17 protein-coding genes and 1 pseudogene are annotated in these 23,457 nt (G+C 61.5%); 13 read left to right on the top strand and 5 right to left on the bottom strand.

Features of this window, described 5'->3' with window-relative positions:
- Positions 1–45: 45 nt before the first annotated feature.
- Positions 46–375, bottom strand: a complete 330-nt coding sequence (locus B3605_RS23590; protein WP_162725018.1) for a hypothetical protein — start codon at positions 373–375, stop codon at positions 46–48.
- 11 nt (positions 376–386) lie between these two features.
- On the opposite strand from B3605_RS23590, the gene B3605_RS23585 reads away from it, so the two are divergent.
- From B3605_RS23585 to B3605_RS25855, 10 genes and pseudogenes are all read left to right on the top strand, one after another.
- A complete protein-coding gene (locus B3605_RS23585; protein ID WP_112943480.1) occupies positions 387–2,333 on the top strand; it encodes a methyl-accepting chemotaxis protein in 1,947 nt (648 codons plus the stop codon).
- Between the two features lie 252 nt (positions 2,334–2,585).
- Positions 2,586–4,091: a L,D-transpeptidase family protein gene (locus B3605_RS23580; protein ID WP_296436438.1), complete on the top strand. Its 1,506-nt coding sequence runs from the start codon at positions 2,586–2,588 to the stop codon at positions 4,089–4,091.
- Positions 4,092–4,293: 202 nt separating this feature from the next.
- The gene (locus B3605_RS23575; protein ID WP_296436436.1) at positions 4,294–5,319 is read left to right on the top strand and encodes a type I glyceraldehyde-3-phosphate dehydrogenase; all 1,026 of its coding nucleotides are present in this window, start codon (positions 4,294–4,296) and stop codon (positions 5,317–5,319) included.
- A 44-nt stretch (positions 5,320–5,363) separates the two neighbouring features.
- Complete coding sequence (locus B3605_RS23570; protein ID WP_296436433.1) at positions 5,364–6,263, top strand: NUDIX hydrolase; 900 nt, start codon at positions 5,364–5,366, stop codon at positions 6,261–6,263.
- 67 nt (positions 6,264–6,330) lie between these two features.
- The gene (nadA, locus tag B3605_RS23565) at positions 6,331–7,302 is read left to right on the top strand and encodes a quinolinate synthase NadA (protein ID WP_296436431.1); all 972 of its coding nucleotides are present in this window, start codon (positions 6,331–6,333) and stop codon (positions 7,300–7,302) included.
- Complete coding sequence (locus B3605_RS23560) at positions 7,299–8,837, top strand: L-aspartate oxidase (protein WP_296436429.1); 1,539 nt, start codon at positions 7,299–7,301, stop codon at positions 8,835–8,837. Before nadA ends, B3605_RS23560 begins: the two co-directional genes overlap by 4 nt.
- Before the next feature lies 1 nt (position 8,838).
- Positions 8,839–9,690 carry a carboxylating nicotinate-nucleotide diphosphorylase gene (nadC, locus tag B3605_RS23555; RefSeq protein WP_112943484.1) on the top strand — a complete coding sequence of 284 codons (852 nt, stop codon included), beginning with the start codon at positions 8,839–8,841 and terminating at the stop codon, positions 9,688–9,690.
- Positions 9,691–9,800: 110 nt separating this feature from the next.
- The gene (scpA, locus tag B3605_RS23550) at positions 9,801–11,954 is read left to right on the top strand and encodes a methylmalonyl-CoA mutase (RefSeq protein WP_112943485.1); all 2,154 of its coding nucleotides are present in this window, start codon (positions 9,801–9,803) and stop codon (positions 11,952–11,954) included.
- A 123-nt stretch (positions 11,955–12,077) separates the two neighbouring features.
- Positions 12,078–14,090, top strand: a pseudogene (locus B3605_RS25860) (PAS domain S-box protein); the annotation flags it as partial.
- The gene (locus B3605_RS25855) at positions 14,070–16,076 is read left to right on the top strand and encodes a hybrid sensor histidine kinase/response regulator (RefSeq protein ID WP_414707019.1); all 2,007 of its coding nucleotides are present in this window, start codon (positions 14,070–14,072) and stop codon (positions 16,074–16,076) included. The pseudogene B3605_RS25860 and the gene B3605_RS25855, both read left to right, overlap by 21 nt.
- A 64-nt stretch (positions 16,077–16,140) precedes the next feature.
- Here the strand turns inward: B3605_RS25855 and B3605_RS23540 are convergent, their stop codons facing one another.
- From B3605_RS23540 to B3605_RS23525, 4 genes are all read right to left on the bottom strand, one after another.
- Entirely contained in the window at positions 16,141–16,980 is an 840-nt protein-coding gene (locus tag B3605_RS23540) for a sugar phosphate isomerase/epimerase family protein (RefSeq protein WP_162725017.1), read from the bottom strand.
- A 23-nt stretch (positions 16,981–17,003) separates the two neighbouring features.
- Positions 17,004–17,783, bottom strand: coding sequence for an ATP-binding cassette domain-containing protein (locus B3605_RS23535; protein ID WP_296436424.1), 780 nt, complete (start codon positions 17,781–17,783; stop codon positions 17,004–17,006).
- Positions 17,780–18,856, bottom strand: a complete 1,077-nt coding sequence (locus B3605_RS23530) for an ABC transporter permease (RefSeq protein WP_112943489.1) — start codon at positions 18,854–18,856, stop codon at positions 17,780–17,782. Before B3605_RS23530 ends, B3605_RS23535 begins: the two co-directional genes overlap by 4 nt.
- Positions 18,857–18,994: 138 nt before the next feature.
- The gene (locus tag B3605_RS23525; protein ID WP_296436422.1) at positions 18,995–20,017 is read right to left on the bottom strand and encodes a sugar ABC transporter substrate-binding protein; all 1,023 of its coding nucleotides are present in this window, start codon (positions 20,015–20,017) and stop codon (positions 18,995–18,997) included.
- Positions 20,018–20,397: 380 nt separating this feature from the next.
- On the opposite strand from B3605_RS23525, the gene B3605_RS23520 reads away from it, so the two are divergent.
- Genes B3605_RS23520 through B3605_RS23510 form a run of 3 tightly spaced genes read left to right on the top strand, consistent with a single transcriptional unit; the run spans position 20,398 to position 23,390 of the window.
- A complete protein-coding gene (locus B3605_RS23520) occupies positions 20,398–21,624 on the top strand; it encodes an ROK family transcriptional regulator (RefSeq protein ID WP_112943491.1) in 1,227 nt (408 codons plus the stop codon).
- Positions 21,625–21,675: 51 nt separating this feature from the next.
- On the top strand, positions 21,676–22,572 hold the full coding sequence (locus B3605_RS23515) for an ROK family protein (RefSeq protein ID WP_296436421.1): 897 nt from the start codon (positions 21,676–21,678) through the stop codon (positions 22,570–22,572).
- A 29-nt stretch (positions 22,573–22,601) separates the two neighbouring features.
- Complete coding sequence (locus B3605_RS23510; RefSeq protein WP_162725015.1) at positions 22,602–23,390, top strand: inositol monophosphatase family protein; 789 nt, start codon at positions 22,602–22,604, stop codon at positions 23,388–23,390.
- The last annotated feature ends 67 nt before the right edge of the window (positions 23,391–23,457 follow it).

The following is a 23,457-nucleotide window of genomic DNA, read 5'->3' as shown; positions in this document are numbered from 1 at the left end:
AACTGATTCCAGCAAAGACTGATTGTGGCGCGACGTCGATCCAATTTACAAATAGCCTTGGAATGCAACCGCTTGACCAGTCGGCCCGTGGGGACTGTGCTGACTGGTGTCCCGCAAGGCGACCTGCTTTTCGATCATACTTACTGAAAAATCCTTTACCTCGGGCCGAGTTTCGTAACTGGTAGAATCCGCCCGAGCCGCCATGATGGCCACGATCTCTGCCATGTCGATATCACCTATCCGATCGATGAATTGATTGGCGGCTAGAACCATTGGATTGTCGGTCTCATTCGTTGACGCGACACCGATGCTCGGCGCCGTATTGGCGAGTGAGGTATTGCGACCTCGCGACAGTCGATCATCGATCCCTGTCACGTAGAGGTCATATGTCGTTTCTGAAAAATGCGCTTATTCGTACCAAAGTTCTTTCCCTGATTATTCCGATCTGTGTCGTGGGCATCGGCGCCACGCTCTTCATGTCCGACAGATTCAAAACGGTGGATTCCACCTACTCCGAGTTCATTTCCGATGACTATCAGGCGGAAGTGGATCTTGTTGCCTCCACGAGAAGCTTGGTTTCCGTCGGCTATGCTGCCTACCAGACACTGGCCTACGACGTGCAGGATCCGGGCTCCAAAGTCGCGAACGATTTTTACAAGGAGAACACCGCAAGCCTGATCAGCCGATTGGAGCAATCCAAGGGTGGCCGCCCCGAGGATACTGCCGCGATCGACGATTTCATCGCAAGGTCGAAGAACCTCACCGCTCAAATGGACGATGCGGTGAAACTGGGCGCGGAAGGGCGCGATGCCGAGGCGAAGAGCGCCCTGGCTCGCGCCGATCTGCTCATCAAGCCTTTGCTGGCAGATATGCGGGACCTAACCACATTGATGAAGAAAAACATCAATACCCGAGCCAGCGCGCTGACCGAGCAGACACGATCGACCATTCTGATCTCGCTCGTTGTCCTAACCATCGTGTTCGCGGCGAGCACAGGCATGGCCCTCTTCGTCTCTTCGCGCGGCATCACCGCGCCGATCGCGAAATTGCGCGAACGAATGATATCGCTTGCCCGCGGCGATGCCGAAGGCGGTGTCGATGGCCAGGATCGGCGTGACGAGGTCGGCCAGATGGCAAGAGCCGTCTCCGTGTTCCGCGATAACGCCCTCGAGCGAATCCGTCTTGAAAACGAGGCGGAGGCAAATCGCAGTCTCTCGGACCAGGAACGGGCGGCGCGTGACGCGCAAAAAGCCAGGGACGAAGCCGACACCAAGTTCGCCGTCGATCGGCTGGGTGACGCACTCGGGCGGTTGGCGCAGGGCGACGTCGCCTATCGCATCGACACGCCGTTCGTCGCCCATCTCGATGCGTTGAGGACGAACTTCAACGAATCCGCTGGGAACCTCAGCGAGGCGCTGCGCGCAGTCGGTCGCAACGCGCGGGGCATCGATGCCAGCGCCAATGAAATCCGTTCTGCGGCCGACGATCTTTCGAGACGCACCGAACAGCAGGCCGCTTCCGTCGAGGAGACGGCTGCAGCGCTGGAAGAGATCACCACCACTGTGAAGGACGCCACCAAGCGGGCGGAAGATGCGGGCAATCTCGTTGCGCAGGCGCGCACCGGAGCCGAAAAGTCCGGACTGGTCGTCCGCGACGCCGTCGTGGCGATGAAGGAAATCGAACGCTCCTCGGGCGAGATCACCAACATCATCAGCGTCATCGACGAGATCGCCTTCCAGACGAACTTGTTGGCGCTCAACGCCGGCGTCGAGGCCGCCCGTGCCGGCGATGCCGGCAAGGGTTTCGCGGTCGTTGCCCAGGAAGTGCGCGAACTCGCCCAACGATCGGCTCAGGCGGCCAAGGAGATCAAGGCGCTGATCATCATGTCCGGCGACCATGTCCGTTCAGGTGTTGAGCTGGTCGGAAACACGGGAACGGCGCTGGAGGTCATCGTTGCCGAGGTCCAGGAGATCAATCGCCATGTGGACGCGATCGTGAAGTCGGCGCGCGAGCAGTCGATCGGTCTGCAGGAAATCAATACGGCCGTGAATGCCATGGACCAGGGCACCCAGCAGAACGCTGCGATGGTGGAGCAGTCGACCGCGGCAAGCCACAGCCTTGCCAGAGACGCGGCTTCGCTCAACCAGTTGCTCGCGCGCTTCAATCTTGATGAAGAGGCTCAGCGCCCGGCGGTCGTTGCAGGCGTGGTGCGGGAGGCGTCACCCACGAGCCTCGGCGTTGCATCGCCCGCGCGGGCGCTCGGGCGAAAGATTGCGACGGCCTTTGGTGGCCGAGCGTCGGCGGTCGCGGAGAAGGCCTGGGAAGACTTCTGATTATCGTGAGCCGGCACCCGGGCGTTGTCCGACGCTCGGGTGCCGCCTCCGCGACTTCAGTTTGTGCGACATTTTCGCTACACGTCGCTTTTTGCAGAAAGCGGCGCTCGCCCGAAGTATCGTTTTCAACCTCTCGTGATCTGCATCCGCCAAGGTTCTGCCTGAATGTTGCCGCTTCTAGTCCGTGGTAAAGGATCGCGAAGACATGTGCCATCTCGCATGGTTTTGCGCGTTAAGTGTTGGGGATATTCAATGGCAGACATGTCGGCTTCACGCCTGAAGCTAACTCTGGTGAGCATGCTGGCGCTTGTGGCGAGCGGGATCGGTGCGCACGCCGAGCCGCAGTCGGTGGCTCCGGCAACGCAGGCTTCCGTGGCGCAAGGCTATGCCGTACCGGACCGCCGCTTGGTTCACATCACGCGGGCAGGCGATGATTCCGTCCTTTCAACGCTGTTCGACGGCGGCGCGGGCAACCCCGCGAAGATCATGCGGGAGATGGGCGGTCTGTCTCTGCAGATGAACAGCGACATAGCCGCATCGCTAGAAGCCTATTATAGCCAGCCAAAAGCCAAGCTGATCTGGGTAGACGCAAAGGGTCCGAACGCTAGAGCCCGCGAGGCGCTGGCGCTCCTAAAGCAAGCGGACGACTGGGGGCTGACCGCAGCCGACTACGCCATTGCGGAAGCGCTGGGTCAGGGTCGGCAAAATTCTGCCGATCAATCGAAGGCTCTGGCAACATTCGAGCTCTCCCTGTCGAACAAGATGCTGATGTTCCTCCAGGACAATTTCCGGGGCCGCATCGATCCGAACAAGCTTTCGAACTATTACGATTTCAAGCGCAAGCCAGTCGATTTGCAGGCGACGCTTGCCCGATTGGCAGCCGCCCCCGACCTGATGTCGGCCGTCGATCGTTTCATGCCCAGCAGTCCGAAATTCGCGCAGCTTGCGGCGGAACTGCACTGGCTGCGAAGCTCCGGCCAAGGTGGCGATACGACGGTCAACATCAACAAGGTGACCGTGGCGATGGAAGAACTGCGCTGGATGCCGCAGGAGTTTCCGGACCGCTATGTATTCATCAATCAACCCGCCTACATGGCCTACTACACCGAAAACGGTGATGTCACGCTCTCGATGAAAGCGGTTATCGGGCAGCAGGACCATCAGACGAATTTCTTCGATGCGACGATCAAGACGGTCGAGTTCAATCCGGATTGGGGTGTCCCACAGTCGATCATTAAGAACGAGATGCTTCCGCACTTGAAGAAGGATCCGTCCTATCTCGACCGCGAGGGCTACAAGGTCGCCGTCAACGGCAAGCCGATGCCCTCGGCGAAGGTCGACTGGACACAGCCGCTGGAGAATATCGCCGTCGTGCAGCCGCCAGGTGCCGATAATGCTCTTGGCCAGTTGAAAATCCTATTTCCAAATCCGCATGCCATCTACATGCATGACACGCCGGCACGTGGGAAGTTTGCCTCGCAGGACCGGATGTTCAGCCACGGCTGCGTCCGTCTGGAAAACCCGCGCGCCATGGCGGCGGCCGTGCTGAAAACGTCGGTGGATTCGGTTAATCAGGAGATTGCGGCTGGTGACAAGAAGGACGTTCCGGTTCCTGAGGAAATTCCGGTCTATGTCTCCTATTTCACCGCGTGGCCGACCGCTGACGGCATCATCCATTATTACGATGATATCTACGGTCGCGATGCGCAGACGCTGAGTGCGATAAGGGCCACGTCGGCAAGTCGCGCCGCGCTTTAAGTGCCCTCTTAGCGGTTCGCTTCTGATCTCTGCTCGTGAAACCCGTCCGCCCGGCCGGGCTAGCGCTATCGTATTGCTTGAATGCTCCTGCGACATCGTGGTGGTTGCCTATGCGGCGCGCGCCTGCAACAGATCGTCATGCGGAACACACGGTCATGTTGCGAAATCGACGTGACCGGCGTACCGAGCAAGGAGAAGCAATGTGAGCCTCGCGCCGATGACAAAGCAGAAGACGAAAATAGCCATCAATGGTTTCGGTCGCATCGGCCGAACGGTGTTGCGTATCCTGCTGAGCAAAGGTGGGGACTTCGAGCTCGTCCTGATCAACGATGTCGTCGCGCCGGAAAGCTGCGCCTACCTCTTCCAGTACGACAGTGTTTTCGGCCCCTGGCCGGAAGAGGTCGTGGCCCGCGAACAGGCGCTGCAGGTGGGCGACAGGCTGATTGCCTTCCACAATGTTCGCGATGTCCGCGAGCTTGATCTGTCCGGTGTCGACGTCTTTCTCGAGTGCACGGGCCAACCCTATACACGCGAGTTCATTTCCCGTGCGCTGGAAGCCGGTGCGAAACGCGTCTTGATCTCAGGGCCCGCCGAGGCCGCCGACGTGACCGTGGTTCTGGGGGCCAACGAGGAAATGCTCGGGGATCACCTTATCGTCTCCAACGCCTCCTGCACGACCAATGCGCTCGCTCCCTTGCTGAAGGTTATCGACGATGCCTGGGGCGTGGTGGGCGGCCAGATGACCACTGTCCATTGCTACACGGGCAGCCAGCCCACGGTCGACCAGCCGCGTGACGATTTCGCGAGAAGCCGCGCCGCCGCGCTCTCAATGGTTCCGACAACCACCAGCGCGCACAAGCTTCTCGGCAAGGTCTTGCCGTCGCTCGCTGGAGCGATCGAGGCGCGCGCCATTAGGGTGCCGACGGCGAGCGTTTCGGCGATCGATCTCACGGTCTCCTTGACAGACACCCCGTCGCTTGCCGATGCGCGTGCGCAGATGCAAAAGGCCGTCGCCGCGTCGCGTGTTCTTGGGTGGACGGAGAAGCCGGTGGTTTCGGTGGACATGCGGGCGCGCCAGGAATCATTGATCATCTCTGGTCCGGAGACATCGATCGCGCCGGGTGGGCTGCTTCGCGTGTTCGGCTGGTATGACAACGAATTCGGCTTTGCGAACCGGATGCTCGACGTTGCAGGCCTCTTGGGGCAAAAGGTTGCAGGCAGGCGGTAAAGCGGCCAGCGTGCAATTATGTTGCTAAATTCAGGGAGAATTGCTTGACGATCGGGCTTGCCCACGCGGAACTCATGGCTGTTGTGGCAGCCGTCACCAGCAACGAGCCACGTGTGATGACGGTGCGTTCCGGCGAAGCCTTGCCGTCCGGCCCTTTCGAGCTTGGACATCGCACGCTGCAGAGCGGCTTGCGCGAATGGATCCAGGAGCAGACCGGCCACCCGATCGGCTATCTTGAACAGCTCTACACATTCGCCGACCGGGATCGTAACAACGACATCCGCGGCGGACGGACGATCTCGATCAGCTATCTCGGGCTGGTACTCGAACAGGATGCGCCCGGCGCGGGCCGTCCGGCATGGCACGGATGGTACGAATATCTACCGTGGGAGGATCACCGCCAGGGACGGCCCAACGTTCTGGATGCGATCATCGAGAAGCTCAGGGTTTGGGCCGATGCCGATCCAAGGCGTCGCGCTGAGCGTCATCAGCGCGCCGACTTCACCTTCGGCCTCGATCACGGTGGCTGGAACGAGGATCTGACGTTGCAGCGATACGAGCTGCTTTACGAAGCCGGGCTGGTGGCGGAAGCAGGTGATGTGAGCGATAGTTTCGGCCGGCCGATGTTTGCCGACCATCGCAGGATCCTGGCGACCGGCATAGCGCGGCTGCGTGCGAAGATAAAATACCGCCCGGTCGTCTTCGAGCTAATGCCAAGCGCTTTCACCTTGCTGCTGTTGCAGCGAACGGTCGAGGCGTTGGCGGGCCTTTGCCTCCACAAGCAGAATTTCCGCCGCCTTATCGAGCAGCAGGAGCTTGTCGAGGAAACAGGCGGCATCGCCAGCGAAACCGGCGGCCGCCCCGCCAAGCTCTTCCGCTTCCGGCAGACGGTTGTCGAAGAACGCGCTCTGTCAGGGACAAAGCTGCCTCTCGTCCGCAATTGACATATGCTCATTGTGAGAATATCTATTTGTCTCGAATATACTCAAAATGAGTATAACGGAGGATGATATGAATACCGCAGTGTCTGCCGCGTCGCTTTACAATCGTGTCAGCCGGGTCATTCCTAAGGCGGAGTGGATGAGCTTCGAAGAGGATGTCGAGGCAATCCTGGAGTTGAAGCGCAAACGCAACGCGGTCATCCTCGCGCATAACTATCAAACGCCGGAAATCTTCCACGGCGTCGCGGATATCGTCGGCGACAGTCTGGCACTTGCACGCAAGGCAATCGATGTCGATGCCGAGGTTATCCTGCTCGCGGGTGTGCATTTCATGGCCGAGACGGCCAAGCTGCTGAACCCGAAGAAGACAGTGCTGATCCCTGACGCCGGGGCGGGCTGTTCGCTGGCAGATTCCATCACGCCCGAGGACGTCGCCCTGCTGCGCAAGGCTTACCCCGGTGTTCCCGTGATCACCTACGTCAACACATCTGCGGCGGTGAAGGCAGCCTCGGATATCTGCTGCACATCGGGCAATGCCAAGCAGATCGTGGAAGCGCTCGGTGTTCCCCGGGTTCTGATGATCCCCGACGAATACTTGGCACGCAACGTCGCCAAGGAAACGAACGTTGAAATCATCGCCTGGCACGGGCACTGCGAAGTGCATGAACTGTTCTCTGCCGAGGATGTTCGCCAGCTTCGGGAGAACCATCCCGGCGTCACCGTGCTCGCCCATCCCGAATGCCCGCCTGATGTCGTGGCGGAAGCTGACTTTGCAGGCTCGACGGCGGCCATGTCCGACTATGTCGGAGAGAAGAAGCCCGCCCGCGTCGTGCTTCTGACCGAGTGCTCGATGAGCGACAACGTCGCGGTGCATCATCCCGATGTCGAGTTCATTCGCCCCTGCAATCTCTGCCCGCACATGAAGCGCATCACCTTGCGCAACATTCGAACCGCGCTCGAGGAAAACCAGCACGAAGTCGTCGTCGACGCCGATGTCGCGGTCGCGGCTCGTCGTGCTGTCGAAAGGATGCTGGCGATATGACCGAGATCCTCAAGAACCTAGCGGATCGCCCGGTTATTGTCGGAAGCGGGCTTGCCGGGCTGATCGCGGCGTTGACGCTTTCTCCCGAACCCTGCGTGCTCGTCACCCGCGCACATCTCGGCGCCGAGAGCTCGAGCGGATGGGCGCAAGGCGGCATTGCGGCATGCATCGGTGCGGACGACAGTGTGGACCTGCATCTGGCCGATACCCTCGGTGCCGGCGATGGCCTTTGCGATGCAACTGCGGCCGCCGAAATCATAGCAGAGGCGCCGGCCGTGATTGCCGCCCTACAGCGCCTCGGCGTCTCCTTCGATCAAGATGGCACTGGGAGCCTGGCGCTCGGCCTCGAGGCTGCCCATTCGCGCCGCCGCATCGTGCATGCCGGCGGCGATGGATCGGGCGCCGCGATCATCGCTGCCCTCACAAGGGCGGTCCATGCCGATCCGGCAATCACTGTCATCGAAGGGGTGGAGGCGCGGCGGATACTGACGACTGAAGGCGTTCTCTCCGGGCTGCTCTGCGCCAATTCTCGTGGGGGGATGGTCTTGCCGTCGCCGCGCATTCTTCTCGCCACCGGCGGCATTGGCGGCCTCTACGAGGCGACGACCAATCCGGCCGGCAACTTCGGCCAAGGGATTGCACTCGCGGCCCGCGCGGGCGCAGTGCTCGCCGATATGGAATTCGTCCAGTTCCATCCGACGGCACTCGACGGCAAGCAGCGCCCGCTGGCCCTGATCAGCGAGGCGGTGAGGGGCGAGGGGGCCGAACTGATCAACGAGCGCGGCGAGCGTTTCATGAGGTATGTACCCGGTGCCGAACTTGCGCCGCGCGATGTTGTCGCGCGTGCAATCAGTGCCGAGATCGCCCGCGGCGGCCGTGTCTTTCTCGATGCGCGCCGCGCGATCGGCGCGCGCTTCCCCTTGCGCTTTCCGACGATCCATGCCGCTTGCCGCTCGGTTGGGATCGATCCCGTAGAGCAGCCGATCCCCGTTCGCCCGGCCGCGCATTACCACATGGGCGGCGTTGCGACGGATCGGGCCGGGCGAAGCACAGTGCCTGGTCTGTGGGTCGCGGGTGAAGCCGCCTCGACCGGATTGCATGGCGCCAACAGGCTCGCCAGCAATTCGCTGCTGGAAGCCGCTGTCATGGGCATGCGCGCGGCCAATGACATGAGATCGAAGCTGGCGGCGGTTCCTCTCGGAAAAAACCCGCCCATGCCAAGCGCGCCCGAAACGAGGGCCGTGCGCCCGATCGTCTCCCGAAACCTTGGTGTTCTGCGCAACGCGGCCGGCATCCAGCAGGCGATCGGGGAGCTGTTGCCGATGGCTGAAGGCAACGACTTCGGGGGTGATCCCGCAATCGTGGCTTTGTTGGTCGCCGTTTCCGCCAGCCTGCGCACGGAATCGCGCGGGGCGCATGCGCGAACCGACTATCCGCTGAAGCACCCGGGTGCGCAGCGTAGCCGGATAACGCTTGAGCATGCATTGGAGATCGCCCGTGCCGCAAGCGCATCAAACTTTGCAAGGAGTGCATGAAATGCACGTTACATCCCTTCCACGTCTCGTCATCGAACCTGCCGTCAGAACAGCGCTTGCCGAAGATCTGGGGATGGCCGGTGACGTCACCTCTGCTGCGGTCATTCCTGAAGATCATATGTCGACCGTCGTCATGGCAGCGCGTCAGCCCGGCGTTGTCGCCGGATTGGATGCGGCCACCCTTGCATTCGAGCTGGTCGATCCCGCGATATCAGTCTCCCGACATATCCGCGAGGGAGCCCCGGTCGGGCCCGGTGACGTGATCGCCACCATCAGCGGACCGTCCAGAGGGATATTGACCGGTGAGCGCACAGCGCTCAACTTCCTCAGCCATCTTTCAGGGATCGCAACGGTGACGGGATCGATCGTCGAAGCGGTCGTCGGAAGCGGTGCGGCCGTCGCTTGCACCCGCAAGACGACGCCGGGACTGAGGGCGCTCGAAAAATACGCGGTTCGCGCCGGCGGCGGTATGAACCACCGCTTCGCGTTAAATGACGCGATGCTGATAAAGGACAACCACATCGTCATCGCTGGCAGTGTTCGCGAGGCCTTGCGCCGCGCCAAGGCTGCAGCAGGGCATATGCTGAAAATCGAGATAGAAGTGGACACGCTGGAGCAGCTCCGGGAGGTCATGGACGAGGGGGTGGATGCGGTTCTGCTCGACAATATGAACCCGCATCAGCTGCGGGAAGCAGTCGGCATCGTGGCCGGGCGTGCGATCACGGAGGCCTCCGGACGCATCACGCCTCAAACCGCACGCGATATCGCTGCATCGGGGGTCGATCTGATCTCGGTCGGCTGGATCACGCATAGCGCGCCGATCCTCGATATCGGTCTCGACTACCGCGATTGAACCTCGCGCGCTTGAGGTCGCAAGCAACCACCCATTATCGCGTGATCGCGCTCGCATCCTGCGCGGATAAAATGCTAGCCTGCCGCAAAAGAAGAATGCGGAGGCTTGAGATGACGAAGAAGACGCTTGGGGAGAGGACATTCGAGGATTGGCAGGCACTTGCCGAAAAGGAGCTTCGCGCCTCGCCGGATACGCTCGTGTGGAAGACGCCCGAGGGAATAGACGTCAAGCCGCTCTACACAGAGGCCGATCTGGACGCTGTCTTGCAGCCGGACTCGCTTCCTGGCTTCGCACCCTTCACCCGCGGTCCGCGCGCCACCATGTATGCGGGCCGGCCCTGGACGATCCGGCAATATGCCGGCTTCTCGACCGCCGAGGCATCCAACGCGTTTTATCGCAAGGCGCTGGCATCAGGCCAGCAGGGCGTCTCCGTTGCCTTCGATCTCGCCACCCATCGCGGCTACGATAGCGACCATCCGCGCGTCGAGGGCGATGTCGGGAAGGCGGGTGTCGCGATCGACAGCGTCGAGGACATGAAGATCCTCTTCGACGGCATTCCGCTGGAGAAGGTCTCGGTGTCGATGACGATGAACGGCGCGGTCATCCCGATCCTTGCGAATTTCATCGTTTCAGGCGAGGAGCAGGGCGTGTCGCGGGCAGCCCTTTCCGGCACCATCCAGAACGACATCCTCAAGGAGTTCATGGTCCGCAACACCTACATCTACCCGCCCGAGCCCTCGATGCGGATCGTCGCCGATATCATCGAGTACACCTCCAGGGAGATGCCGCGCTTCAACTCCATCTCGATTTCCGGCTATCACATGCAGGAAGCAGGCGCGACGCTGGTGCAGGAGCTTGCCTTCACGCTGGCCGACGGGCGCGAATATGTGCGGGCAGCAATCAAAAAGGGGCTCGATGTCGACGAGTTCGCCGGCCGCCTGTCCTTCTTCTTCGCGATCGGCATGAACTTCTTCATGGAGGCCGCCAAGCTGCGCGCCGCGCGTCTGCTTTGGACTCGGATCATGGAAGAGTTCACGCCGAAGAAGGCGTCGTCGCTGATGCTGCGCACGCACTGCCAAACATCGGGCGTGTCGCTGCAGGAGCAGGACCCCTATAATAACATCATTCGCACCGCCTTCGAGGCGATGTCGGCGGTGCTCGGCGGCACGCAATCGCTGCACACCAATTCCTTCGACGAGGCGATCGCGCTGCCCACCGAATTCTCGTCGCGCATCGCCCGCAACACCCAGCTGATCCTCCAGCACGAGACGGGCGTGACCAAGGTGGTTGATCCGTTGGCCGGATCCTACTATGTCGAAAGCTTGACGAACGAGCTTGCCGAAAAGGCCTGGGCGCTGATCGACGAGGTCGAAGCGCTCGGCGGCATGACGAAGGCTGTGAACGACGGGCTGCCGAAGCGGCTGATCGAGGAAGCCGCAACGCGGCGGCAGGCGGCGGTCGACAAGGGCGACGAGATCATCGTCGGCGTCAACAAGTACCGGCTGGAAAACGAAGAACCGATCGACATTCTCGATATCGACAACAGCGCCGTGCGGGCCTCGCAGATCAAGCGTCTGGAAGAGACGCGGCGTCGCCGCGACCCAGCCAAGGTGGCGGAAACGCTGAAGCGGCTGCGCGAGGTCGCTGAGAGCGGGAAGGGAAACCTGCTGGAGGCTGCGGTGGAAGCGGCGCGGGCGCGCGCCAGCGTCGGTGAGATCTCGGATGCGATGCGCAGCGTTTTCGGCGATCACACGGCGGAGCCCGAGGTCGTGAAAAACGTCTATGGCAATGCCTATAGCGATGAGCCGGAGCTGCAGCAGTTGCGGACGCGGATGACAGCGATTTCCGAAGCACTGGGTGGAGCGCCGAAAATCATGGTCGCGAAGCTCGGACAGGATGGACACGATCGCGGCGCCAAAGTCATCGCCTCAGCGTTTGGGGATATCGGCTTCGATGTCCTGGCGGGGCCGCTGTTCCAAACGCCGGAGGAAGCCGCGAATCTCGCGATTGCAAGCAAGGTGCATGTGATTGGCATGTCGTCGCTGGCCGCCGGCCACAAGACGCTGGCGCCGCAGCTGATCGATACGCTGAAGACGAAGGGCGCCGAGCACATCATCGTCGTGGTCGGCGGGGTCATCCCCCGACAGGACTATGCCTTTCTGACCGAGCATGGCGTGGCGGCGGTGTTCGGCCCCGGAACCAACGTCATGGACGCCGCCAATTCCGTGCTCGACCTCCTTGAAGGCAAGCGCCGCAACCAGTGAGTTGGTCGTCTAACCGGTCTCCCCAGTTCGGCCGCTAATATAAAGCGCTGGCTTGCGCTCCGCCCCACTTCCCCAAGTCGATGTTTCCGCTACATAACTGGCGGGAGCAACCGGTCGACGTCCATGAAACCTGATGAATTTGATTTTCTCGCCCATGACGGCGAGCTCGCCCGGCTTATCCGCGGCTTCAACTGGGTGAAGACCTCTCTCGGTCCACCTTCGCTTTGGCCGAACGCCGTGAAGGTCACGACCTCGACCATTCTGCAGTCGCCGGTGCCGATCGTAACGCTCTGGGGCGAAGACGGCGTCATGATCTATAATGATGCCTATTCGGTCTTTGCTGGTGGCCGGCATCCGCAACTTCTGGGCTCGAAGGTGCGCGAGGGCTGGCCCGAGGTCGCCGACTTCAACGACAATGTCATGAAGGTGGGATTGGCCGGCAAGACGCTCGCCTATCAGGATCAGGAGCTGACGCTCTTCCGGACAGGCAAGCCCGAACAGGTCTTCATGAACCTCGACTATTCGCCTGTCATGGATGAGGACGGCCGTCCGTGCGGGGTGATCGCGATCGTGGTCGAGACGACCGCCAAGGTGGCGGCCGAGCGCTGGCGCAACGGCGAGCAGGAGCGGCTGCGGCGCATGTTCGAGCAAGCGCCCGGCTTCGTCGCGATGATGCACGGCCCCCACCATGTCTTCGAGCTGACTAACGCGGCCTATAACCAGCTTGTCGGCGGGCGTAATGTTATCGGCATGTCGGTGCGCGATGCGCTGCCGGAGCTGCACGGACAGGGCTATTACGAACTACTCGATCAGGTCTATACGTCGGGCGTCGCCTATGAGGGGCGGGCGCTGCCGGTCGATCTGCAGGTCTCCTCCGATGATCCGGTCGAACGCAAATATGTCGACCTCGTCTATCAACCGGTAACGGAACCGGATGGCAGCATCGTCGGCGTTTTCGTGCAAGGGTCCGATGTCACCGACCGCGTCGCGGCGGAGGAGGGGCTTCGGGCAGCCGAGCGGCAGAGCCGTCAGATCATGGACGGGGCCATCGACTACGCCATTCTCGCTCTCGATCTGGATGGGATCATCCTGCGCTGGAACGAGGGCGCACGCCGCATCTTCGGATGGACCGAAGACGAGGTCGCCGGCAAGCATTGGCAACTGCTCTTCACGCCCGAGGATCGCGCGGCCGACAAGGCGAGCGAGGCGATGGCGGCGGCACTGAGGCAAGGCAACGCCCATCACGACCGGTGGCATCTTCGCAAATCCGGCGAACGTTTTTGGGCCAACGGAGAAATCCGCCCCATCCGCGACGAGGACGGAACGCCCGTCGGTTTGGTGAAAGTTCTGCGTGACCGCACGGAGGAGCATCTGACGGCGCAGGCGCTTAGCGAAGCCGAAGCGCGGCTGCGCCGGGCGCAGGAGGCCGGTGGCGTCGGCGTTTTTTCGCTCGATCTCGAAACCAATATCCTCAACGCCACGCCGGAATTCTGCAAGATCTACGGATATGAAGATGCCGGCGATGTCCGCATCGAAACGCTGGAAGGCCTGATTGTCGAGGAAGACCGCGAGATCAGCTCCAATGGCAGGACGCGGGCGGAGGGCGCCTCGCCCTTGAACGTCGAGTACCGCATCCGCCGCGCCGACAATGGCCAGAAGCGCGTCATCGCCCGCAAGGGAGAGTTCGAGCGCGACGCCAGCGGCAAGCCACTGCGCTTCGTCGGCGTCGTCCAGGACGTGACCGACCGGCGCAAGGCGCAGCGCGAACTGAGAGAAAGCGAGGCCCGCTTCCGCGCGCTCGCCCAGGCGATACCCAATCACGTCTGGACCGCGCGGCCCGATGGCCAGCTCGATTGGTTCAACGAGCGCGTCTATGAATATGCCGGTGCGGCACCGGGCGAACTCGACGGTGGCGCCTGGACCAAGATCGTCCACCCCGACGATTTCACCGCCATGTCTGACCGCTGGCGGTCCGCCTTGTCGTCGGGTGAGGCCTATGAAACCGACCTCAGGCTGAGGCGCGCCGATGGTTCCTATCGATGGCACATCGCACGCGCGGTGCCGTCGCGCGACGAGGATGGCCGCGTTTTCCGCTGGATCGGCACCAATACCGATATCGAGGACCAGCGCGAGACGCGCGCGAAGCTTGAGGCCCTGAACGAAACGCTCGAGCAGCGCGTTGCCGAGCGCACCGCCGATCGCGACCGGATGTGGCGGCTGTCGACAGATATCATGCTGGTCGCCGACTTCGAGGCCAAGATAACGGCTGTCAATCCGGCATGGAAGACGGTCTTCGACTGGGAGGAAAGCGAGCTCATCAACCGGTCGTTCCTCGATTTCATCCATCCCGAGGATATCGCCACTACACTTACCGAAATCGGCAAGCTCAGCGAGGGCGCGACGACCTTCTCCTTCGAAAATCGTTACCAGGCTAAAGATAAAAGCTACCGCACCATTTCCTGGACCGCGGTTCCCTATGACGCGTCAATCCATGCGGTCGGCCGCGACGTGACGGAAGAGCGCGAGGCGGCTATCGCGCTCCGCAACACCGAGCTTGCCCTACAGCAGGCCCAGAAGATGGAGGCCATCGGCAATTTGACCGGCGGCGTCGCGCATGACTTCAACAATTTGTTGCAAGTGGTGGCGGGCAATCTCCAACTGCTGTCGCGCGACGTTATCGGCAACGACAAGGCGCAGCGCAAGATCACCAACGCGCTGGCCGGCGTGGAACGCGGCGCCAAGCTTGCGGCCCAGCTCCTCGCCTTCGGCCGCAGACAGGCGCTCGATCCCCGCGTCGTCAATGCCGGCCGGTTGATCCGCGGCATGGACGAGATGATCCGGCGCACGATCGGCGAAGGCGTCGAGGTGGAGACGGTTGTCTCGGGCGGCTTGTGGAACACGCTGGTCGACCCGATGCAGATCGAAAACGCGCTGCTTAATCTCGCGATCAATGCCCGCGACGCGATGGAGGGCTTCGGCAATCTGACGATCGAGGCCGGCAACGCCTATGTCGACGACGCCTATGCAAGGCAGCACCAGGATGTCGTGCCCGGCCAGTACGTGTCGATCTCGGTGACCGACACCGGCGCGGGTATCTCTCCCGACCTCTTGGATAAGGTGTTCGAGCCGTTCTACTCGACGAAGCCGGAGGGGAAGGGCACAGGTCTCGGCCTCTCCATGGTCTATGGTTTCGTTCGCCAGTCGGGCGGACATGTGAAGATTTACAGCGAGGTCGGACACGGAACGACGGTGAAGATGTATCTGCCGCGTTCGCTACAACAGGAAGACCTGCAGGTCATCGATCCGCATGCTCCTGTCGAAGGCGGACCTGAGACCATTCTCGTCGCCGAGGATGATGAGGGCGTGCGCACCACCGTGGTCGAAATGCTGCAGGAACTCGGCTACCGGGTTCTGAAGGCAGGCGATGCGGCGGCCGCTCTTTCGGTCATCGAAAGCGGTATCCACATCGACATGCTCTTCACCGATGTCGTCATGCCAGGACCGCTGAAAAGCAGCGAGATGGCGAAGAAGGCGAAGGAGCGGTTACCTAGCCTCGCCGTGCTCTTCACCTCGGGCTACACAGAAAACTCGATCGTTCACGGTGGCCGGCTCGATCCCGGCGTGCAGCTTTTGTCGAAGCCTTACACGCGCGAGGCGCTCGCCCGCAAGATCCGGCATGTCATCGACGAAACGCAGAAGAACGTCGAGCGCAGAAAAGACACGTCCATCGCAGCCATAGCCGCGCCCATATCGCCGGCGGTATCAAAGACACTCCGGGTCATCCTGGTCGAGGACAACGCGCTGATTCGGATGGCGACCGCCGACATGCTGGCTGAACTCGGTCACGAGGTGCTTGAGGCCGAATCCGCCGAGGAGGCACTTCCGCTCTTTGGAAGCGAGCCGATCGATGTGCTGGTGACTGATCTCGGTCTTCCAGGCATGTCCGGAGACGATTTCTGTCGCGAGGTGCGTAAGCGCTGGCCTGAGATCGGCATCGTCTTTGCGACGGGTTCGGAGAAGAAGCCCGAGATGGACGACAGTTCCAGGACGGTCCTGCTGCTCAAGCCACATGGGCTGAATGAGCTGAAGAATGCGTTGGACGCTGTCGGGCGAACGGAGTGAACGCCGCGACAAACTTCAAGGCTTCGATGCCGCGGAGCACGTGAACCGCGGTATCGGCATAGTCTCAAGCACCGATGGCAGCAAGCCGGTCTCGAACGAACGAGCGGCTCGTTTTAGCGACGTCGATGGGATCGACGTCGCGGGAGCCGAAGCCTGTCTCCACGGTGAAGTAGCCCTGGTAATCCGCGGACACCAGCGCGCCAAGAAGGTCATCCCAATCCATATTGCCCTTGCCGATCGCCTTGCGGTCGGTATCGGCAGCATGCAGGTGAACCAGATTGGGGCCCATGTCGGTCACATAGGACGACAGCGGACGGCCCTCATAGGCGATATGGCAAGTGTCGAACATCAGGCCGACATTGGCGCATTCCGCCTCGACCATCATCCGCCGTGCATCGGCGGTCGTGTCGATGAGATTGGTATCCGCCGTCGTCGGCTCAATAGCGATGGTGATGCCGCGTTCGGCGGCATGGGCGGCCACCTTGCGCAGGCAATCCAGGCTATGCGCCCAGGCCTGTTCGCGCGACATCTCTTCGGCCCGCCAGCCGCCGATGAAGAGCACCATCCCGGCGCCGAGATCGTGCGCGAGATCGACGATATCGGTGTAGTGGCCGATCGTGGACAGCCGCTCGGCATGCAGGATTGAGCAGGGATTGCAGCCAAAGCCGCCGCCGATGGCGGGCAGAAGGCTGCTGATCGCGATGCCCTCGCCGTCGGCCAATGCCCGGATCTCCGCCCGGCGCGTCTTGGACAGATGCGCCGGCCAGGCGTGGGGTGCGCAGCAGCCGATCTCCACCGCATCATAGCCGATGCCGGCAAGGGTGCGGATCGTATTGGGCAGCGAGTAGGTCGGAAGAAAGGTTGGAAAGCTGCTGAAGGGGAAGGTGTTGAATGCTAATTTCATCATGGGTTCCTTACGCGCCTGCCTCAGGCCGCCAGTGGTGGCGCCATCGCACCGGTCATGATCGCGACCGCGTCCGACATCGAATAATCCGACGGCTTGATGATCGCTGCGCGGCGGCCCAGGCGGTGGATGTGGATGCGATCGGCCACCTCGAACACATGCGGCATGTTGTGGCTGATCAGGACGATCGGTACGCCGCGCGCGCGAACCTTGAGAATGAGGTCGAGCACCTTGCGCGACTCCTTCACGCCGAGCGCCGCCGTCGGCTCGTCCATGATGATCACCTTGCTGCCGAAGGCGGCAGCGCGGGCAACGGCCACACCCTGGCGCTGGCCACCCGACAGCGTTTCCACCGCTTGCTGGATACTCTGGATGGTGAGCAGGCCGAGGTCCGAGAGTTTTTCGCGAGCAATGCGGTCCATGGCTGGCCGGTCCAGCTGACGCAGGAGCCGGCCGAGGATGTTGTTGCTGTAGATCTCGCGGCCGAGAAAGAGATTGTCGCTGATCGACAGCGCCGGAGAAAGCGCCAGCGTCTGGTAGACAGTCTCGATCCCGGCCTTCCTCGCCTCAATCGGCGAACCGAAGGTGATGGGCGCGCCATCAAGCAATATCTCGCCGGCATCGGGCCGCACCGCGCCCGACAGAGCCTTGATCAGGCTCGACTTGCCGGCGCCGTTGTCACCGATGACCCCCAGGATCTCTCCCGGCATCAGATCGAAATCGGCATGATCGATGGCCACGACGCGACCGTATTTCTTGACAAGGCCCTTGGCCTGCAGAACGGGTTTTGACATCTCGATCATGCAGATACCTTTCTGATCCACTGGTCGATCGCGACCGCAATGAGAATGAGCCAGCCGATGGCAAAGAGCTGCCAGAGCACATCGACGCCGGCGATGCGCAGGCCTGATTGGAATACGCCGACGATCAGTGCGCCGATCAGCGGCCCGAGGATGGAACCTCTTCCACCGAACAGCGAGATGCCTCCGATGACGACAGCCGTGATGGACTGGAGATTACCTTCGAAGAAGCTGGTGGGGGAGACGGCCCCGACACGGCCGATCGCGGACCAGCCGGCGAGCGCGCAGATCAGGCCGGCCACCGCATAGACCGAGATCAGGACCCGGTCGGTCCGAATACCCGCGAGTTCTGCGGCTTCCCGGTCATCGCCGACAGCATAGATATGACGGCCCCAGGCGGTTCGCGTCAGGGCATACCAGAGCACGAGGAAGACGATAACGAAGAGAATGGAGCCGTAGCTGACCTCGGTGCCGAAGACGGAGAAGTTCTCGCCGAAGAATTTCAGCGTCGGCGCTGCGGCATCGATCTCGCTGCCGCGGATCGATTGCGCACCCGAGAAATAAAGGTTCAGCGCGTAAAAGACGTTCCAGGTGCCGAGCGTCGCGATGAAGGGCGGCAGCTTGATCTTGGTGACGAGAAAGCCGTTGAAGAGCCCGATCCCGGTGCCGACGGCAAACGCGACAAGGAGTGCTGCAGGTGTCGGCCAGCCGAGCTTTACGGCGAGATTGCCCGCGATCACCGAGCTCAGGACAAGGGTTGCGGCAACCGAAAGGTCGATACCGGCCGTCAGGATGACGAGGCTCTGGGCCACCGCCAATACACCGATGATCGATACCTGCTGGACGATCAGCGACATGTTGTAGGGCGAGAAGAATTTGCTTCCGGCAAACAGGCCGAAGCCGATCAGCGACAGAATCAGCACGATCAGAGGGATGATGGTCGGGTAGGCGTGCAGGAAACGCTGCACTTTGCCGATGATGCCGATATCGTCCACGTCGAACCTGGCGTAGGCATCACCGGCGCTCTTGGCTTCAATGCCGTCGGCATGCGGCACTTGTCCTTCGGTGTTGGTCATTGAGAATCCCTTATTCCTGGGAGCGCCGTAAGGCGCTTGCGCGCGGGCACGGCGGTGGCATCGGGATGCGCGCCGTCACGCGCATCCCTGCTTCGTCCTTGGGAGGACCGTGTCAGGGGTTGGCTTAGCGCGGCAGGATCAGCCCCAGCACTTCTTCAAGGCTTCGTCCGAAGTCATCGACTTCAGGCCTTCGACCGGATGGTCGGTCACCAGCTCGACGCCGGTATTGAAGAAATCGAGACCGGGGGTCGGCTCCGGCTTCTTGCCGCTGTCGGCAAAGGCCTTGATCGCCTCGATGCCCATCGACGCCATCATCAGTGGGAACTGCATCGAGGTGGCGCCGATCACGCCGGCCTTGACGTTCTGGACGCCGGGGCATCCGCCATCGATCGACACCACGGTGACCTTATCCTTGCGACCGGCAGCCTTGATCGCCTCGAATGCGCCGGCAGCAGTCGGTTCGTTGATCGTGTAGACGAGGTTGATCTCGGGATCGACCTGCAGCAGGCTTTCCATACCGGTGCGCCCACCATCTTCGTTGGCGTTTGTGACAGCATTGCCGATGATGCGCTTGTCGTCTTCGTCGCCGATACGCTGCGGGTTCTTCACGTCGACACCGAAGCCGGTGAGGAAGCCCTGGTTGCGCATGTAGTCGACGGTGATCTGCTGGGCATTGAGGTTGAGAAGCGCGATCTTCGCATCTTTGCTCTTGTCACCAAGGGTATCGGCGGCCCACTTGCCAACGAGTTCGCCGGCCTTGAAGTTGTCGGTCGCAAAGGTTGCGTCGGCGGCATTGGCAGGATCGAGCGGCGTGTCGAGCGCGATCGTCAGCAAGCCGGCCTTGCGGGCCTCGGCGATGACGGGCACCAAGGCGCTGGAATCGTTCGGCGTCAACAGAATTCCCTTGGCGCCGCTGCCGATGCAGGATTCGATCGCGGCAATCTGCGTATCGGCGTCGCCGTCCTGCTTGCCCGCGAAGGTGAGCAACTTGATGCCTAGTTCCTTCGCCTTGGCGGACGCGCCTTCCTTCATCTTTACGAAGAACGGATTGACCTCCGTCTTGGTGACCAGGCACGCAGTAATGTCTTCCGCATGCGCCGGAGCGCTCAAGGCTAGGGTAATCGCAATTCCCGAGACCGCGCCAGCAATAAGATTTCGCATGTGTTCCTCCCTATGCCCAAAAGGCCGTTGGCTCTCTCAACCCATGAATGTCTGGTGTCATTGGCTCCTCACCGCCGACGTTCATAAGCAAACACCAAAGGAAACATCTGTCAATAGATAAGCCGGTATGATTTATTAATATGACGAACGCGGCAACGAATGTGCCGAATTGACTGTACTTTATGACATGAAAGCAGTGCAATTTCGCTGAAATTGCGTCGATAAATAATCATCTGGTATGATTTATCTATTGACGATTGTATGTTTCTTTTCGATAGTGCAGACATCGATGAGCACTTGCCCAGCCGCGCGATCGGCGCTTTGCTGTGGCTGCGCCAGAATGAGGGCGTGTCTTGGTGGAGGGGACGAGCTTGCTTGAAATGGAACGGGCCGATCAAGATCAGCCAAGCCTGGGCGATCCAAGCCGCGGCACCAATCAGACCGGGATAAAGCTCTATAACGAGCGGCTGGTGCTGTCGCTGGTGCGTGCGCATGGCTCGCTGTCGAAAGTCGAGATCTCGCGGCTGACGGGGCTTTCCACGCAGGCAAGTTCCGTGATCATGAAACAGCTCGAGGGTGAGGGCCTGCTGATCAAGGGCACGCCGCAACGCGGCAAGGTCGGTCAGCCGTCCGTGCCCATGTCGCTCAATCCCGAAGGTGCCTTCTCGATCGGCCTGAAGCTCGGGCGCCGCACGGCCGAGCTGGTGCTGATGGACCTGTCGGGCGCGGTGCGTCGCTTCATCAGCACGACATACCGCTACCCGACGCCGAGCCTGCTGCTCGCCTTCCTGAAACAGGGCGTCAACGAGATCATCGACAACATGACGCGGCTGCAATTTTCCCGCATGCGCGGGATCGGCATTGCCGCGCCGTCGGAAATGTGGAGTTGGGAGGAAGAGGTCGGCGCGCCGCACGAGGTGGTCGAATCCTGGAAGCAGTTCGATCTGAAAGCCGAACTGGAGCAGATGTTCGCTCTCCCTGTTCATTCCTATAACGATGCCACCGCCGCCTGCGCCGCCGAGCTCGCCTTCGGCGAGGGCCGCAAATATCCTGATTTCCTCTATATCTTCTTTGCCACGCTCATCGGCGGCGGTGTGGTGCTCGATGGATCGCTGTATCCGGGACGGCGCGGCTATGCAGGCTCGATCGGCTCGGCGCCTGTTCCCTCGATGACGCCAGGCGGCCAGCCCAAGCGTCTCATCCAGTGCGCGTCGATCTACCTCTTGGAGCGGATGATCGTCGCCGAGGGCGGGGATCCGAGCGTCATCTGGCACAAATCGGACAATTGGGCGCATATCGGAGAGGTGCTCGACCGCTGGATCGAGCAGACGACGGATAGCCTCGCGCTGGCGATCGGATCGTTCATCTCGGTCATCGATTTCCATCACGTCGTCATCGACGGCGGCTTCCCGCCGCATGTCCGATCCGTCGTCGTCGAGAAGACCAGGGAGAAACTCGAGCGTCTCGAAATGCAGGGCGTCGCACCGGTGGAAGTTGTCGAAGGGAAGATCGGCAGTGACGCCCGCGTGCTCGGGGCAGCCAGCCTGCCGCTTCTGGCGGACTACGCGCGAGACCGCGACGTGCTCTTCAGCTCGGCCGCATCGTAATCGATATCACTACGCAATAGGGCTTTTCCCAAGGAGCCCGGGAGGAAAATCGTGCTTATAGGAATAGACTGGGGTGGCACCAAGATTGAAGGTGTCGCCATGACGCATCAGGGTGAGGAGCTGCTGCGGCTGCGGGAGGATACGCCGCGCCACGACTATTTCGGCTGCATCGCGATGATCAAGTCGATGATCGATGCGCTGGAAGCCAAGACAGGGCAGAAGGGCTCGCTCGGCATCGGCATTCCCGGTTCGCTCGAACCGGTCAGCCGGCTGGGTAAGGGCGCAAGCTCCACCTGGTTGCTCGGCCGGCCGGTCGAAAAAGACCTGCACGACGCCATCCAGCGCGATATCCGGGTGGAAAATGACGCCGATTGTTTCGCCGCTTCAGAAGCGGTGGATGGCGCCGGCGTCGGGCACAATGTCGTGTTCGCCGTTATCCTTGGCTCCGGCGCCGGCGCGGGCATCGCTGTCGGCGGCAAGGCGCATCACGGACCCAACAACAGCGGCGGGGAATGGGGTCATAACCCCCTGCCGTTCCCCGATACCACCGAAATCCCCGGCCGTCCCTGCTATTGCGGTCGTCATGGCTGCATGGAGACCTGGGTCGCCGGGCGCGCTTTTGAGGCCGAATACACCCGGCACACGAATGAAGAGCTGAAAGCGCGTGAGATCATCGAAAAGAAGCGCAATGGCGATCGTCTTTGCGGGCTTTTGTGGGATCGCTATGTCGATCGCGTCGCAAGAGGCCTGGCGACCGTCGTCAACACACTCGACCCGGATATTCTGGTGATGGGCGGCGGGATGTCGAATGTCGAGGAACTCTACATCGACCTGCCGCCGGCGCTTGCGAAACGAACCTTCTCCACCGTATTCAACACGCCGATCCGCAAGGCCGTGCATGGCGATTCCAGCGGGGTTCGCGGCGCCGCATGGCTTTGGAAAGACTGATTTCGCCGCCCCTTAAAGGACAAAGATCCATGACTGCTCAATCGGATATCAACGCGCGCTTTTCGTTCGCGCTCAACCTCATCCGCCAGGCCGGCGATCTCGCCGATGGCTATTTCAAGAACCGCGACAGCCTCACCATCAAGGCCAAGGGCCTGCAGGATATGGCAAGCGAAGCCGATCTCAACACCGAACTGCTGATCCGGGGCCAGCTCGAGAAACACTTCCCCGAAGACGCCTTTCTCGGCGAAGAGACCGGCCTCTCGAAATTCGCGGAAGGCCAGGGCATATGGGTTGTCGATCCAATAGACGGCACTCAGCCTTTCATTTCAGGCATGTCGAGCTGGTGCGTTTCGATCGCCTTCGTCCAGGATAACATTTTGAAGTTCGGCATGGTCTATGCGCCAGAGCGCAACGAACTTTTCGCCGGCGGCATCGACTTCCCCGCAACGCTTAACGGCGCGCCGGTCGGCAAGCATCCCGGCACCACCATTCGCGACGGCATCGTCGGTGTCGGCTATTCGCCGCGCGTGACGCCGGACGAATTCCTGCCGATGTTCGAGCGCTTCTTGAAGAATGGCGGCATGTTCTATCGCGACGGATCGGGCGCGCTGACGCTCTGCTACATCGCTAGCGGTCGCCTGCTTGGCTACATCGAGCCCCACATCAATTCCTGGGATTGCCTCGGCGCAATCGCCGTCATCCGCGCTGCCGGCCTGAAAACCAATGACTTTCTGGCAGATGACGGTCTGCGCAAGGGTAACCGGGTCATTGCTGGCAACGAGACGATCTATCAGGCGCTCGTTGAAATCTACGGCTGAGGACGCCGCGTTTGAGTGCTGACCGGCGTCGCAGGGGAGCGGCGCCGGTCGGCCTGTCGTTTGAAAG

The sequence above is a fragment of the Rhizobium sp. UBA1881 genome (assembly GCF_002338015.1).
In the GTDB taxonomy this organism is placed as follows: domain Bacteria; phylum Pseudomonadota; class Alphaproteobacteria; order Rhizobiales; family Rhizobiaceae; genus Rhizobium.
The sequence above is the reverse complement of the archived record's forward strand: the minus strand, read 5'-3'. Positions and strand labels throughout refer to the sequence as shown.

What these genes read in the sequence shown, in the direction of transcription:
- B3605_RS23585 (WP_112943480.1), top strand. Translation starts at nt 387, where the DNA reads ATGTCGTTTCTGAAAAATGCGCTTATTCGTACCAAAGTTCTTTCCCTG.
- B3605_RS23580 (WP_296436438.1), top strand. Translation starts at nt 2,586, where the DNA reads ATGGCAGACATGTCGGCTTCACGCCTGAAGCTAACTCTGGTGAGCATG.
- nadA (WP_296436431.1), top strand. Translation starts at nt 6,331, where the DNA reads ATGAATACCGCAGTGTCTGCCGCGTCGCTTTACAATCGTGTCAGCCGG.
- B3605_RS23560 (WP_296436429.1), top strand. Translation starts at nt 7,299, where the DNA reads ATGACCGAGATCCTCAAGAACCTAGCGGATCGCCCGGTTATTGTCGGA.
- nadC (WP_112943484.1), top strand. Translation starts at nt 8,839, where the DNA reads ATGCACGTTACATCCCTTCCACGTCTCGTCATCGAACCTGCCGTCAGA.
- scpA (WP_112943485.1), top strand. Translation starts at nt 9,801, where the DNA reads ATGACGAAGAAGACGCTTGGGGAGAGGACATTCGAGGATTGGCAGGCA.
- B3605_RS23540 (WP_162725017.1), bottom strand. Translation starts at nt 16,980, where the DNA reads ATGAAATTAGCATTCAACACCTTCCCCTTCAGCAGCTTTCCAACCTTT.
- B3605_RS23535 (WP_296436424.1), bottom strand. Translation starts at nt 17,783, where the DNA reads ATGATCGAGATGTCAAAACCCGTTCTGCAGGCCAAGGGCCTTGTCAAG.
- B3605_RS23530 (WP_112943489.1), bottom strand. Translation starts at nt 18,856, where the DNA reads ATGACCAACACCGAAGGACAAGTGCCGCATGCCGACGGCATTGAAGCC.
- B3605_RS23525 (WP_296436422.1), bottom strand. Translation starts at nt 20,017, where the DNA reads ATGCGAAATCTTATTGCTGGCGCGGTCTCGGGAATTGCGATTACCCTA.
- B3605_RS23520 (WP_112943491.1), top strand. Translation starts at nt 20,398, where the DNA reads ATGGAACGGGCCGATCAAGATCAGCCAAGCCTGGGCGATCCAAGCCGC.
- B3605_RS23510 (WP_162725015.1), top strand. Translation starts at nt 22,602, where the DNA reads ATGACTGCTCAATCGGATATCAACGCGCGCTTTTCGTTCGCGCTCAAC.